Raw genomic sequence first — 15,460 nt, forward strand, 5'->3', positions numbered from 1 at the left:
GTTAGAACAAGCTGTCAGAGCTCCCTATGGTAGCGAAGCCCCGTCTGTTGCTGGATCATCAGAGGATTCGGATTCATTGGCGGGAGCCTTGTTGTTGTCTGTTTCGTCTGTTCCATCGGTTTTACCTTCGTCGCCCGAGGCCTCTTGTTCCTTCACTTCAGAATCTGACGACGGATCAGAAGAGATTGGAGCCTCATCGGCTATACCTGTCACTGCCGCTTTGGCAGTTTGCAAGTTCAACTTCACGGTTCTCTGCTCACCTGCGACCTGCTCGGTTTGCTTCACGACATAGCCCTCACCTTCGACCGTTACCCCCACTTTCATGAGTGAAAGTACTTCAAGGGCATCACGAAGAGATTCACCTGTTAGATCTGGAATCTTCATCTTGCTGCTTTCTTCCGTTAGCAGATAGATTCGTTGGCCTGGATTCATAGAGGCGCCAGCAACCGGATACTGCCGAATTACATTATCTCCTTGACCAAGAGTAACATAAGCAATACCTGCGCTTAGAAGTTGGCTTCTGGCCTGTTTGGCTGTCTTGCCACTCAGGTCAGGCGCCTTCGCTTGCACGACAGAGACTTCTTTTGACTTTTTGTCAGGAGTTTTGGCAGTGTCCTTCGGTATTCCCATGTATTGAAGAGTCTGGCTGACAATCTTTTTGAATACCGGAGCAGCCGCGGTTCCTCCACCGATGTTGGTTCCATCCGGTTGGTCAATGACAACAAGTATGGCAATCTTCGGATTATTCACTGGTGCAAATCCAATAAACGATACAACGTCTTTGGACTTGCTGTATTCTCCGTTAACTACCTTTCTTGCCGTACCCGTCTTACCAGCTACACGGTAACCTTCAATATAGGCATTACGACCGGTACCAATCGTTTGATCTGCAACCACTTGTTCCAGATAACCGCTCACCAGCTTGGAAGATTCCTTGGAAATCACCTGACGAACCACTTTAGGTTTGATCACTTCCGTGGTCCCATCATTCGGGTTCTTGATCTCCTTCACCAGATGTGGCTCCAGCAATTTGCCGCCGTTGGCAATCGCAGAGATAGCTGCGACCTGTTGAATTGGTGTTACCTGTACAAGACCATGACCGTAGGCTGCCGTGGCAATCTCGGATTTGTATATAAGTGGCTTGATCGGTGACGCTGACTCATTCGGCAGATCAATACCTGTCTTTTTACCAAAACCGAATTCGTCTATGTAATGACGCAGACGTTCACCACCAAGCATGTTATAACCCAAGTTAACAAAGGCAATGTTACTCGACCGTTTGACACCTTCAAGATAAGATATCCAACCATAGGCATGTCCATTATCACTAATTGGGAAACCACCGATATATATGCGTTTGGATTCGAAACTAGCATTGGGATCAAAGAGTTTTTCTTCCACAGCTCCTGCCAGCGTAACTATTTTGAATGTACTACCTGGCTCATAGATGGATTGAGTGGCATGATTGATAAAATTCTTTTGATCAGGTGTACTCCCATACGAATTAGGGTTAAAGGTTGGCCAATTCGCCATGCCTAGAATCTCCATCGTGCTCGGATCTGCTGCAATGACCGTCATACTCAGTGGATTATATTTGGCAACGGCTTCTTTCATTGCATCCTCAATGTAAAACTGGATCGTGTCATCGATGGTTAGCGTAAGGTTTTTCCCGTTCTGAGGCGGCAGATAGTTATCCTGTGAATCCGGAAGTTTGATGCCCTTGGCATCCTTCTGATAATTCAAATATCCGTCTGTACCAGTCAGTGCTTCATCATATGAGACTTCAAGTCCATTGACAGCTTTCCCGTCACGGCTCATATATCCCAAGAGGTGAGAAGCAAGTGTTTCTTCAGGGTAAAACCGCTTCGACTCTTGAGCCATGACAATGGCATTACGAGCCTTGTATTCTTCTTGTAATTCCTCACGCAGTTCGTTGACTTTTTCCGCAAGCTCAGGACTTATCTTATACCCTTCACTGCGTACTTCACGCTGCTGATAGAACTTGCCATCTTCCTTTTTGGCTGTGACCAGAGCACGCATCTCACTCTCATTTTTACCAAGAAGGGCTGAGAGCTTTTCCGTCACTACATCCTGAATCCCAAGTTCATTAATTAACAGAGGATTCACGGAAACCGTGTATGCAGGCGCATCAGTAGCCAGAACATTACCATTGCGGTCCGTAATCGTCCCACGTGCGGCCTTAATCGTCTGTTCCCGCTCTACCAAACCGGCCGCCCTTTCCTGCCATACACCACCATTTACTACTTGAATGAAGAAGATTCGGGTTACGAGTACAAGAAAAAAGAGGGTAATACATCCCCCTATAAGCAACGTGCGCATCTTTATTCTTTTTATCATCGGAACACCTCTTTACTTACTGCTTGCTGTATTCGAAGACGATTCAGTACCTGTTGATTTCGTACTTGTTGAGCGTGGTACAAAAATGACATCCTTACCGGAAGCTTCAACGTAACCAAGTTGTTTTGCATTTTCGATGACCTGATTATTTAAGGTTTCTTTTTCCACCTGCAGGTCTGCAATTGTCTTCTCATACCCCTTGATATCCGTAATAGTAGCCTGGGCCTGTTTGTTCAGATCATAGATATGAGCATAACGAGACATTAAAGCTCCACCAACAAGGATAACTGCAACCAGGGTAATCAGATACAAAATCTTCTCGCGTGCCGGAAGACCCGTACGACGGGTCACCACTTTGGTGGTTTCTTTGTATCGTTGCTGGGTCACACGTTCCTGGGACGCTTTTTCTTTTACAGCGAGATTACCACGTGTATATGCCATACTCCGATTCTCTCCTCCACTCTTGATCTACAATTTCTCGGCAACGCGCAGCTTGGCTGAACGTGCACGTGAATTTTCGGCCAATTCCGTTTCCGTTGGAATTAGCGGTTTTCTGTTAACTAAACGCAGGGTACCCTTGCCGCCGCATACACACAACGGAAAATCGGGTGGACATGTACATTTTTCCAGATAACTGCTGAAAATTTGTTTACATATCCGATCCTCAAGGGAGTGGAAGGTAATAACAGATACACGTCCTCCTGGTGCCAGACAACGAACAGCCTGATGCAAGCCTTCTTCAAACGCACCCAACTCATCGTTAACGGCAATACGCAATGCCTGGAAGCTGCGTTTGGCAGGATGTCCACCCGTACGGCGAGCTGCCGCCGGGATGCCTTCCTTGATCAGTTCCACGAGTTCACCTGTCGTCTCAATGGTGGACTGCGCTCGTTTTGTGACGATAACACGGGCAATTCTTCTCGAAAACTTCTCTTCACCATAGCGATACAAAATTCGAGCAATCTCTTCTTCAGGCCACTCATTCACAATCTCTTTGGCCGTCAGCATTGCATCCTGGTCCATTCGCATATCGAGCGGAGCATCGTGATTGTAGCTGAATCCACGTTCTCCTTCATCAAATTGCGGAGATGACACACCCAAGTCGTACAAAATACCGTCGACCTGTGGTGCACCATCCTTCATTGGCACATCCAGATCCTTAAGTACCTGTTCCAGATCTCGAAAATTGGTTTTCACCAATGTTACACGATCTCCATAGGCAGCGAGCTTCTCGCGCGCATTATCCAAAGCCCAATCATCCTGATCTAGTGCGATCAGACGTCCCCCTGGACCGAGCTTGGACGCAATCACGGAGCTGTGTCCGCCACCGCCTAAAGTGCAGTCCACGTATATACCGTCCTGCTTGATGTTTAATCCCTCTGTTGCCTCTTCTTTGAGTACGGTTATGTGGTGAAACAACCTGCACCCCTCCTGACTTTATAAATCAAAATTAAAATCGACCAGCTTTTCGGCAATGTCGTTGAATGCTTCTTCGGATTGATTGAAATAACTCTCCCATATGCCTTTGCTCCAAATCTCCACCCGGTTCGACACGCCAAGGACAACACAATCCTTGTCCAGCTTGGCATACTCTCTTAGATTGCCCGGCAGATTTACCCTGCCCTGTTTGTCCAGTTCACATTCGGTTGCACCCGAGAAAAAAAACCGGGTAAACGCACGTGCGTCAGATTTCATCAATGGCAGTGCTTTGAGCTTCTGTTCCATGACCCCCCACTCCTCCATGGGGTACACGAAAAGACACTGGTCCAAACCCCGTGTGACAACGAAAGACGGTCCCAGAGATTCGCGGAATTTGGCCGGAATGATAACCCGACCCTTATCATCAATGCTATGTTGGAACTCCCCCATAAACATTGGCCCACTCACTCCTCACCCGTTTCTCCCACTTTGCCCCACTTTCCACCACCTAAGCATAATAGATTCGCACAAAAAAATCAAAACCCTTCTTGCAATACTTGATTTTTTAATTTTTCAGCATAAAAAAACGTCTTTGATCCTGTCACTCAGGATCAAAGACGTTTCCCGTAAAACGGGCAATCGTATGTCTACACGCACATGAGCCATATCATCAATAAACCATTCTATACCCTTTGAATCAATTCATCAGCTTGTAATTATTGGATAAAACTTAAAATTTCCAGCTATCCAGGTATTTTTCTTGCTCAGCCGACAAAGAGTCGATACCAATATTCAAACTTTCCAGTTTATAGCTGGCAACCTGTTGGTCAATATCATAAGGTACATTAACAACGTTTTTACCTAACTCCGCATAGTTCTCACTCACATAACGCAGGCCCAGAGCCTGCAGAGCAAACGTCGTATCCATGATTTCGGCAGGGTGACCATCTGCTGCACCTAGATTCACGAGACGACCTTCTGCAAGAAGGTACATTTTGCGACCGTCTTTGAAACGATATTCCTCAATGTTACGGCGAACTGTGCGAATCGATTCCGAACGTTTAGCCAGTTCAGGTTTGTTCACTTCAACATCAAAGTGACCTGCATTACTCAGGATTGCTCCGTCCTTCATCACATCGTAATGCTCGCCCGTGATAACATCCTTATTGCCTGTAACTGCGATAAAGAAATCACCCAATTTGGCTGCTTCCACCATCGTCATGACACGGAACCCATCCATATGTGCTTCTACCGCTTTGATTGGATCAATCTCGGTTACGATCACATTCGCTCCAAGACCTTTGGCGCGCATCGCTACACCTTTACCACACCAGCCATAACCTGCTACCACTACGTTTTTGCCAGCGACAACCAAGTTGGTTGTACGAATAATTCCATCGAATGCAGATTGTCCTGTACCGTAGCGATTATCGAACAGATACTTGCAGTATGCGTCATTAACTGCAACCATTGGAAACTTCAATTGGCCTTCTTTCGCCAATGCTTTCAAACGAATAATACCCGTTGTCGTTTCTTCTGCTCCACCGCGAATTGTTGCTGCGAGGTCAGGGCGCTCGGATGCAATAATGGTTGCAAAGTCTCCGCCATCATCAATAATGAGATCAGGCTTCACTTCAAGCGCACGCAGTTGCAGAGATTTGAATTCCGCAGGTTCCGGATTGTATTTCGCATATACGGTAACACCGTCTTCCACTAATGCTGCGCAGACATCATCTTGTGTAGACAATGGGTTACTGTGCGTAATCGTTACTTCCGCCCCACCCGCTTGGATCACTTTTGCCAAGTAAGCTGTTTTTGCCTCCAGATGAAGACATATCGCAACCTTCAAACCTTTGAAAGGCAGATCCTGTTCGAACTGGCGACGAATGCGGTTTAATACCGGCATATGTGCCTCTACCCAGTCTATTTTCAGATGACCCTCTGAAGCGAGTCCCATATCTTTAACAATACTGTTTTGCAACGCAGGTGTAGTCATTCCATATCCTCCTTGTTTATGTGTTTCTTCTATTATAAAGGGCTCTATAGTTCAATAACCTTGTGCTCTCCAAGGAATTCGCTTGAGGCCTTAATCAGTTCTTCGATCCACTCGGAGCCATAACGATTCAGGTAAAAGAGTGCATTATGTACTCGTTCCTGTGGTTTGCCCGTTGGAAACAAGGAGTTTTGAATGCCGTTCCAGTGCCTTAGACTCACATTGTGTTTATCTTCAATGGCTTTGTGAGTCTGCTGTTTCAGATACTGCATTTGCTCGTTGATTTTACTCAAATTGGTATCGCCAATTCGTTCCAGCCCCGGATGAATCTCCGCGATCTCATCTAGCAATGGTCCATACAGATCAAGAAACGCTTCCTGAATCTTGTCAAACTGCTCATCTACCTGGAACGTCTCCTGTTGTGCGAGCCACTGTTCCTTCTTTTCTTCCAGATGATATTGTACATCCTGGAAAGAAAGTCCATATTGTTTCATATGTTTGTGATGAATATCTTCCATAATGGTGAAGGACAACCGCGGCAACAGAATGGGCATTTGCAGTCCGAACTGACAAAATGCTTCCCGAGTCAAACCCCAATATGCAATTTCACCTTGCCCCAAAATCACAGCGGCTACAGGCAGCACGGAATCCTGCATTAAAGGTCGCGTCAATACGTTGTTACTGAAGCGCTCCGGATGTTCTTCCAGTTCCTGAAGCAAACGCTCCTCCGTGAAAGAAACCAAACCTTTGCGATCACTATACAAACCGTCCTTCAACAACAGGAGCAGACGTGTACCTTCGTGAATGTAGAACAGATTCGCCCCATCCTCTGCTACTTCGGCAGGCATAGCATAACCCGCTTGTTGTACCAGGGAAGCTCCTTGTGCATATGCGTTGCGCAGCACTTCATTTTTGCGTATCATCCGCTCAAACACGGGCTGTTCCAACCTGCGTAACTCTGGATCGGCTGCATCCATTAGAACAAGTCCACTGCTGGCAAACAATGCAGATATCATACGGGCAAATGCATCACTCAGATTTGAACTGGATTGATGGATCTCCGTGATACTTTTCATCAATCCTGGTTTATGTATCGTATCAGGTAACAGATGCTCCACCTGTTCGAGTACATTTACCCATTGCTGCGTATCCACATGAACATTACTCACAGAATCCCTTCCTGCGAACCGTCCTTGTAACTTGATCTTCTTCATATCTCCCTGATGATCGGGTAGATACGTATGATTAACTTCATCCCAGTCATGGTCTTCACCGGCAATCCAAAATACGGGAACTACCGGACGTTGAAGTTTATCTTCCGCTTCACGCGCAGCTGCCACTACACTGGCGGCTTTGTATATGACGAACAGTGGTCCGGTGAGCAGACCGCTCTGCTGTCCTCCTGTAACCACCAGTGCATCTTGTTCTGCAAGACGTGTAATGGACGCATGAACCTCTTCATGGTCGTTCACCCGCTTATTATATATACGTAAATACTCTGCCAGATCACGACGATCAATACGTGTGTTCTCCGATTGATCCAGCCACTCGGCACGCGCCTGAAGTCCTGATTCCCAGCGAATGTCATACTCGTAAAGGCCACGCGCAGCATCTCTTGAACAGATATAATCTTCTGCAAGTCTCGATCCGCTGCGGAGTGCCTCGGTAATACCGTTCATGAGGTCTGCCTCCTATTCTGCTTCAAAGAGCCTTTCTTGATTGTACCGAATTCAAGGCCGCTTCGTCAAAAGAAAGTGATGAAAATACGAAAAAAACCGCCGAACGAGTCGGCGGCACTTAATACATCAATAATAGCATATCGCTTTAATATTCCTATTATACGTAAGGCTCTGCAACCCAGTGACCTTTGGAAACCTCAATCAATTGAGCATTTTCCAGATTGTACGGGTCATTCGCAGGACCACCAGATCCATTCTGAATCGGACTCATATGCTCTTCCGGCAGCAAGATGCGACGTTTGTTCGCTTCCACTTCCGGATCAGGTACAGGGATCGCTGAGAGCAACGTTTTGGTGTAAGGATGGACAGGGTTCGCATACAGTTCTTCACTTTCAGCGAGTTCAACCACTTTACCCATGTACATTACGGCAACACGGTCACTGATATGTTTAACCATTGACAAGTCATGCGCAATGAACAGGTATGTCAAACCGAGACGTTGCTGAAGTTCTTCAAGCAATTTAACGACCTGCGCCTGAATGGATACATCCAGTGCAGACAATGGCTCATCACAGATGATGAATTTAGGGTCTACAGCAAGTGCACGCGCAATCCCGATCCGTTGTCTTTGACCACCGGAGAATTCATGTGGATAACGAAGTGCATGACTTGGATTCAGACCTACCAGATCAAGCAGCTCTTCCACTCTTCTCTTGCGCTCTTTGGAGCTGGAAGCCAGGCCATGAATATCCAGGGACTCCCCGATAATATCCATAACGTTGAAACGCGGGTTAAGAGATGCATATGGATCTTGGAAAATCATCTGCATATCTTTACGCATTTCTTTCATTTTGCGCGGGGACAACTTGTAGATATCCGTTCCGTTGAAGTTAACATTTCCGCCAGTTGGCTCATAAAGACGCAGAATGGTACGACCTGTTGTGGATTTACCACAGCCGGACTCGCCTACAACGCCAAGCGTTTCACCTTCAAAGATATCAAAGCTTACGTCATTGACCGCTTTGAGAATGTTACCTTTACCCAAATTAAAGTACTGTTTCAAGTTTTTCACTTGTACCAGAGGCTTATTGCTACCTTTGATAATACCAGCCGGAGCTGGTTTTTCCTTTTTGGGCTCGTCTAGACGAGGCAAAGCATTCAGCAATTTAATGGTGTATGGATGTTGAGGGTTACTAAAGATTTCAGCAGTTGTTCCTGTTTCAACAACTTCGCCTTCCTTCATAACAACAACACGGTCACACATACCCGCTACGACACCAAGGTCATGCGTGATCAGCATGATAGATGTTCCCAGCTTTTGCTGCATGTCTTTCATGACATCCAGAATTTGAGCCTGAATGGTAACGTCAAGTGCAGTTGTCGGCTCATCCGCAATCAGAAGGGATGGACGACATGCAAGCGCGATCGCAATCATGGCACGCTGACGCATACCACCAGAGAATTGGTGAGGATAATGATTCATGCGAATAGCCGCATTTTTAATACCTACAAGTTCCAGCATCTCCAAAGCAGCTTTATTCGCCGCTTGTTTGGACATGTTCTGATGCTTGCGCAATACTTCAGTAATTTGTTTACCAACTTTAATGGTAGGATTCAAAGAAGTCATTGGATCTTGGAAGATCATACCAATATCTTTACCACGAATCGCTTCCATTTGTTTGTCTGTCTTATTCAGCAGGTCTTGCCCGTGAAAAGTAATTTCTCCGCTTTTGACCTTCGAAGGCGGGGAGGGAATCAATTTCATGATGGTTTGGGCGGTAACACTCTTACCACTGCCCGATTCACCTACGATCCCCAGCGTCTCTCCTTTGCCAAGTTCAAAACTCACATGTTTAACGGCATCAAATTCACCAGAACGTGTTGAGAACGACACACTCAGGTCTTTGACAGTTAAAATCGGCTCCATAATCCCACCTCCTGTTTCTATTTACGTAATTTCGGATCGAGTGCGTCACGCAGACCGTCTCCGAGCAAGTTAAATGCAAGCATTGTAAGAACCATCAGACCTGCTGGGAACCACATCCGCCACGGGAATAGCGTCCAGCCTGTAAGTGCATCATTGATCATAGAACCAAGTGAAGATCTTGGTGCTGATACACCCAATCCAAGGAAGCTCAGGAACGCTTCGGCAAAGATTGCATTTGGAATAGACAACGTCAATGTTACAAGAATCGGTCCTATTGCATTTGGTAACAAATGACGGAACAATTGACGCCCTGTGCTTGCTCCCATGGACCTTGCAGCAAGAATAAAGTCTCTGTTTTTGAGTTGCATAATCTCACCACGCACAATCCATGACATGCTGATCCAGCCTGTGATGGTGAGGGCAATGATAATCGTTGTCAGACTTGGTTCCAATACAACCAGCAACAAGATAACAACGAGCATGTACGGCAGGGAATAGAGGATTTCGGAGAATTTGTTCATAATTCCATCTACACGTCCACCGTAGAAACCCATGATCGCTCCATAAATAACCCCGATAACAAGGTCAATCAAGGCTGCGGCCAAACCTACAGTAAGGGATACACGTGCTCCTACCCAAGTTCTTACCCACACGTCACGACCAAGCTCGTCCGTACCGAACCAGTGCTCTGCACTCGGCGCTGCATTGGCATTCAACAAATCATTGGAATAATAATTATAACTTGTAAACAAAGATGTTGGACCAATCAAAGAGAAAATCACGACAAGAACCAATACACCCAGACTTATCATAGCAGCCTTATTGGTTGCAAGTCTGTACATGGCATCTTTAAAAAGGGATACACTTTCTTGCGGTTTAACCGCTGCCTGACTAGTCAGGTTCGTGTTCGCCGTTTCATTCTTTTTATTATTCGTGCCAGACAACGTTATGCCCCCTTCCGGCTTTCCAGCTTAATTCTAGGATCAATCAGCACGTAAGCGATATCCGTAAAGAAACGAGCCAACATCAGGAGGATACCATAGAAAATCGTAATCCCCATGATCATCGTGTAATCACGGTTTGTGATACTCTCTACGAATACTTTACCAATTCCCCCGATGTTAAAGATCTGTTCAATTACAACGGAACCTGTGATGATATTCGCTGTCATTGGACCAACATAAGTTACTACCGGTAGAATACCGTTTCTTACAACGTGTTTAAACATAATTGCAGGCCATTTTAAACCTTTGGCTTTCGCTGTTTTGATATAATCTGCATGTAAAACTTCAAGCATGCTCGAACGCGTCAAACGAGCGATAAAAGCAATCGGAGATGCAGATAGCGCTGCAACCGGAAGAACGTAATCCAATGGACCATCAAAGCCCATAACGTTAAACCAGCCTAATTTAGTAGCAAAGAGATACTGCAATAGTGACGCAAGCAAGAAGCTCGGTACAGCTATACCTATGACAGCGAGGACCATTGTGATATCATCAATGAGTTTACGGTGGTATACTGCAGCAATAAGGCCCAGCAAAACACCTACGATAATGGAGATAACAATTGCAAACACTCCAAGCTTCAGCGAAGCGGTGAATGTTTCGCCGATCATTCCGGCTACATCTCGATTGAGATATTTCATTGAGACTCCGAAATCTCCCTTAAGGATTCCACCCATATACTTCAGGTATTGTTCATACATCGGTTTGTCCAATCCATACTTCTGTTCCAGCAAGACCCGAATTTCAGGCGATACTTTCTTCTCGGATGTAAAAGGGTCACCCGGAATAGCCTTCATCAGGAAGAAGGTTGCAGATGCGAGTATGAAAAGCGATAGCAGCATAAATAGTAGTTTTTTCAACACATACTTAACCAACCCTTGCACACCTCCACAAACAATATTTTGTATACAAATCGATTGTAGAATTAGACAGAAATAAAGTCCAATCCATTTATCGGAAATTTCAAGAATTATAAGGAAAATCGGTGCACATACAAAAAAATCGGGATATATATGGAATTCCACATATATATCCCGAAGTAATCATATTAGACTTCAGAACAACTTATTTCTCTTCCAGATATGCACGAGTGAAGTCAATAGCTCCACTGAAATCAAGTTGTACGCCTTTCAGGTAAGGCTTAGTCAAAGATACGTTAGTGTAGTAATAGATCGGCATAACGCCCATTTCATCTTGAATCAGGATTTTCTCAGCGTCAGCAAATGCAGCCATACGTGCAGCTGGATCAGCGGATTTTACAGTTTCTTTAACATCTTTGTCATACTGTTCGTTGCTGAATTTGGAATCATTGTTTGTGTTTCCAGTAGTCCACATTTCCAAGAAGTTGTATGGATCGTTGTAGTCAGCAGACCAACCTGCACGAGCTACTTGGAAGTTTTGGTTTTGACGGTTCTCAAGGAATACGCCCCACTCTTGGTTTTCTGTTTTCACATCAACACCAAGATTTTGTTTCCACATATCAGCAATTGCCAAAGCGATTTTCGCGTGACCATCACTTGTGTTGTAGATCAAAGTAACAGCTGGCAATGTAGTGTAACCTTCTTCTTTCATACCTTCAGCAAGCAATTTTTTAGCTTCATCCACATTTTCTGTGAAGTAATCGTCTTTGTGCTCATCACGGAATTCGCCGTTTTCACCACGGATACCTGGAGGTACAAAGCCGAATGCTGGAATTTGTCCACCTTGTGTTACTTTGTCAACAATCAGTTGACGTTGAATTGCCATTGCAAATGCTTTACGGATTTTAACGTTGTTGAATGGTGCTTCATTTACGTTGAACTGGTAGTAGTACGTACTTGCAATACCAGTAGCTTTGAACTCGTCCGGCAATTCCGCTTTTACAGAAGGAATTTGGTCGGATGGGATTTCACCGTTAGGTGCACCAGTGTAGTCCAATTGTCCTGATTTGTAAGCTTGCAGTTCGGAAGCACTGCTGTTTGTCAAAGACATATCGATTTCAGCCAGTTTAATGTCAGCAGCTGCATGGTAACCATCATTTTTCTTCACAACAATTTTTTGACCTTTAGAGTATTGATCCATTACAAATGGTCCGTTAACGATCATGTTTTTGTAGTCTGTGAAGAATTTGTCATTTGTATCAGCAGATGCATGTACTGGGTAGTACGTGTAGAATGCTGTCAGACCCAAGAAGTAAGGTGTTGGGTTTTCCAACGTTACTTCAAGCGTGTGCTCATCAGTAGCTTTAACACCTACTTGAGAGAAGTCTGTAACTTTAGTACCTTTATATGTTTCGTCTTTGCTCAGGTTGTAACCTTCAGCACCTTTGATGTAGTACAATTGGTATGCATATGGAGAAGCTGTTTCCGGTTTCAAAGCACGTTCCCAAGAACGAACAAAGTCTTCGGCAGTGATTGCATCACCATTGCTCCATTTGGCATCCGGGTTCAGGTTGAAAACATATTTCAAACCATCTTCGGAGATTGTCCAGTCTTTAGCTACGCCGGCTTGTTCTTTACCGTCAGCATCGATGCGTACAAGACCTTCATACAAGAACTTCAGAACTGTGTTGGTTTGGCTGTCTTTTGCTTGAGCCGGGTCCAACGTAGGAGGTTCAGCTGACAGGTTAATTTTCAGGATTTGATCTTTAGCAAGACCATTTCCTTCGCTTGCAGAACCAGTATCGGTGTTACCTGTGCCTTCGTTTTTCGATCCGCACGCTGCAAGTACGGTACCGAACGCCAGAATCAGCGTCAAAAGGACTAATAGACTTTTCCTTTTCATCTAACACGTTCCCCCTAAATTGATATGGTTTATATGTTTATAGATTATACAACCACCGGTCAAAAAAATCTACATTACTTTTTCAGAAAGTAATGTTTTTTTCAGTTTTCGACAAAATCGACACATTTTTCAGCCCTTTTGCGTTATGTATCCTCACATCTGTTGCATGAAGTATCTAAATAATCCAAATAAAGTAAACAAAATATATCCGAAACTCATGATTACAAAAGCCATGCGCCAAACGGCCCGGAACATTCTACCCCCATCAACCTTTCCCTTTAGTCGATTTTGCGCTCCCCCGATGAATCCAAGTGCTAGTAGTATGAGTAATAATGTCAGATAAAAACCAAAATTCGAATCAAATGTTAAGTTGAATAACGCCGATACTGAAAATACAAGGAAAAAGGTGGTTACATCCATTGCCGTCCGCAATGCTGTGCGCTTGTCTTTTTTCCATAAGTACATGCCCCAATAGACGAGAAAGAACGGAAAAAAAGGTAATATACTCAGCACGATAAAAAGTCCCATTAATTCACTCCTTCCGGTTGCATTCCTTCAATCAGTTGAAGCAGTAGTTCATGTGTAGGTGCAGTAAGGCCCGACTTTTGTGCCATCTTTACAATATGTCCGTTAATTGATCCGACTTCTGTACCACGTCCAGCGAGAACATCTGCAAGCATGGAAGAAGTGTTCGTTGCAGTCGAACGACAGACTAATATCAATTGATCCCACATATCCTGATCCAAACATATTCCGCGTTCAGAGTAGACTAACAATACTTCTTCATATAACTGCCGCATTAGCCTCTTGCGTTCTTCCGTGGTGATCAATTCTCCGTTCGGGATTCGCCATAACGCTGTAAGCGGGTTAATGACTGCGTTAATTAATAGTTTCCTGTATATCAGCTTATCGATTTCATTCGACACTGTACAGTCAAATCCTGCCTGCTCCAGGACTCTTGAAAGAGTAAATATTCCTTTTTCCTCTATAGAGATAGAAGCTTCTATATGTGTATTATGATTTCCCAACCTGGTTTCACCCGCCCCTGCACGAGTCACCTGACGCTGTGAACGCTTCGCACCTTCTGTTGTAACCGCACTACAGAGAAGCGAATTTGGCATAGCAGCATGAAGTTTTTCCAGATGGCCCATCCCATTTTGAAAACAAGCGATATTCAGCATATGATCTTGCAATGGGCTAATCTCATGAATGAAATCATCAATGCCTGTCTGCTTAACCATGAGCAGTAACCATTCTCCTGGCGTGTTCTTCCATGTGTCAGTCAGCTCACTTATGGGTTTCACATGTATTTGATCCGGTAGAATATGTATCTCCTTGTCTCGTTCCACAAGGGTTACTCCATCATGACTGAGAAGGTCTGCCTGAGCCGTTGTTCTTGTCCAGAATCTGACCTGGTTACCTGTCAACAGCAGTTTCCCGCCATATAATAGACCCAGCGCCCCCGCTCCAACGATGTCAATGATCATATCATGCACTCCTATCCGCTTCAGTAGTTACGCTTCCCTTATCTATAATAGAACAAAAACACTAAACTAAAAACCCGTCATACCTGCCGTTATGTAACGGAGGTGTGACGGGTTCATACCTGACTCTCACAAATCAGACGTCTGTACTTGCTATTCAATTCGTTCCAGATTCCCGTTGGCATCCATCTTGAAACGTGTCTTGAGTTCTTCTTCTTCTTCGGACAAAAATGCAAGTCTGCGAGCACGATCCATAATCTGAATCAAAGCTTTGTAGTCGTCGTTCACCACGCGGTAATCCGTTTGTACTTCATTCACTTCCTTGGAGAGACGATCATTCTCAAGACGCAGTTCAAGCAATTCATCTTCTTTCTCACGAAGCTCCTTCTCCAACATCTTGAGTTGACGATTACTCTCCTGCACGGTTCCCTTCCATTGTCGCAGAAAGCGAATGACTGCATCCATCGATAATGAATCGTCCGAGATCCCATCTGATTTGTACAGATGTTCTTCAGTGTCCAGTGTAGACAATGCAGCAACCTGTGGTCCGAGCATCGCTGGCTGCTTTCTGAGATAACTTCGTTTTTGCCGTTGTGCCTTGGCGTTACTGATGGCAGACTCATACTTTTTACGTACACAACTGTTCCAGCGAAAACCGCATGCGGCAGATGTTCTGCCTATTTTTTCGCCTACCTCTTCAAAAGCGGCCAATTGTGTACTGCCTTCCCGAATATGACGCAAAGTAACCTCAGCTAATATCAAATCGTCCTCTGTACTCCAAGCATCCTGTCTCACTGCAGTCATGCTATAATACCCTCCTAACAACATCCTAA

13 protein-coding genes are annotated in these 15,460 nt (G+C 44.9%); all 13 read right to left on the reverse strand.

Annotation, left to right across the window (positions count from 1 at the left end; all coding sequences use genetic code 11):
• Positions 1–24: 24 nt before the first annotated feature.
• On the reverse strand, positions 25–2,358 hold the full coding sequence (locus MKY85_RS20995; protein ID WP_339235931.1) for a penicillin-binding transpeptidase domain-containing protein: 2,334 nt from the start codon (positions 2,356–2,358) through the stop codon (positions 25–27).
• Between the two features lie 12 nt (positions 2,359–2,370).
• A complete protein-coding gene (locus MKY85_RS21000; RefSeq protein ID WP_339235933.1) occupies positions 2,371–2,799 on the reverse strand; it encodes a hypothetical protein in 429 nt (142 codons plus the stop codon).
• A gap of 27 nt (positions 2,800–2,826) precedes the next feature.
• Positions 2,827–3,777 carry a 16S rRNA (cytosine(1402)-N(4))-methyltransferase RsmH gene (gene rsmH / locus MKY85_RS21005; RefSeq protein ID WP_339235935.1) on the reverse strand — a complete coding sequence of 317 codons (951 nt, stop codon included), beginning with the start codon at positions 3,775–3,777 and terminating at the stop codon, positions 2,827–2,829.
• A gap of 18 nt (positions 3,778–3,795) precedes the next feature.
• On the reverse strand, positions 3,796–4,233 hold the full coding sequence (gene mraZ / locus MKY85_RS21010; protein WP_017687291.1) for a division/cell wall cluster transcriptional repressor MraZ: 438 nt from the start codon (positions 4,231–4,233) through the stop codon (positions 3,796–3,798).
• Between the two features lie 274 nt (positions 4,234–4,507).
• Complete coding sequence (locus MKY85_RS21015) at positions 4,508–5,773, reverse strand: adenosylhomocysteinase (protein ID WP_278298908.1); 1,266 nt, start codon at positions 5,771–5,773, stop codon at positions 4,508–4,510.
• A 44-nt stretch (positions 5,774–5,817) separates the two neighbouring features.
• Positions 5,818–7,449, reverse strand: a complete 1,632-nt coding sequence (gene bshC / locus MKY85_RS21020) for a bacillithiol biosynthesis cysteine-adding enzyme BshC (protein ID WP_342570677.1) — start codon at positions 7,447–7,449, stop codon at positions 5,818–5,820.
• 157 nt (positions 7,450–7,606) lie between these two features.
• A complete protein-coding gene (locus tag MKY85_RS21025) occupies positions 7,607–9,376 on the reverse strand; it encodes an ABC transporter ATP-binding protein (protein WP_339235942.1) in 1,770 nt (589 codons plus the stop codon).
• Positions 9,377–9,393: 17 nt separating this feature from the next.
• The gene (locus MKY85_RS21030) at positions 9,394–10,320 is read right to left on the reverse strand and encodes an ABC transporter permease (RefSeq protein ID WP_083657091.1); all 927 of its coding nucleotides are present in this window, start codon (positions 10,318–10,320) and stop codon (positions 9,394–9,396) included.
• A gap of 2 nt (positions 10,321–10,322) precedes the next feature.
• Complete coding sequence (locus MKY85_RS21035; RefSeq protein WP_339235945.1) at positions 10,323–11,255, reverse strand: ABC transporter permease; 933 nt, start codon at positions 11,253–11,255, stop codon at positions 10,323–10,325.
• 190 nt (positions 11,256–11,445) lie between these two features.
• Positions 11,446–13,143 (reverse strand): peptide ABC transporter substrate-binding protein, encoded by a 1,698-nt coding sequence (locus MKY85_RS21040; RefSeq protein ID WP_339235947.1) that lies wholly within the window; start codon positions 13,141–13,143, stop codon positions 11,446–11,448.
• Positions 13,144–13,296: 153 nt separating this feature from the next.
• On the reverse strand, positions 13,297–13,671 hold the full coding sequence (locus tag MKY85_RS21045; RefSeq protein ID WP_339235950.1) for a DUF3397 domain-containing protein: 375 nt from the start codon (positions 13,669–13,671) through the stop codon (positions 13,297–13,299).
• Positions 13,671–14,630, reverse strand: coding sequence for a 2-dehydropantoate 2-reductase (locus tag MKY85_RS21050; RefSeq protein ID WP_342570678.1), 960 nt, complete (start codon positions 14,628–14,630; stop codon positions 13,671–13,673). The genes MKY85_RS21045 and MKY85_RS21050 overlap by 1 nt, the downstream gene beginning before the upstream one ends.
• A gap of 150 nt (positions 14,631–14,780) precedes the next feature.
• A complete protein-coding gene (locus tag MKY85_RS21055; protein ID WP_215077527.1) occupies positions 14,781–15,431 on the reverse strand; it encodes an RsfA family transcriptional regulator in 651 nt (216 codons plus the stop codon).
• Between the last annotated feature and the right edge of the window lie 29 nt (positions 15,432–15,460).

The sequence above is a fragment of the Paenibacillus sp. FSL R5-0749 genome, from assembly GCF_038595085.1.
In the GTDB taxonomy this organism is placed as follows: domain Bacteria; phylum Bacillota; class Bacilli; order Paenibacillales; family Paenibacillaceae; genus Paenibacillus.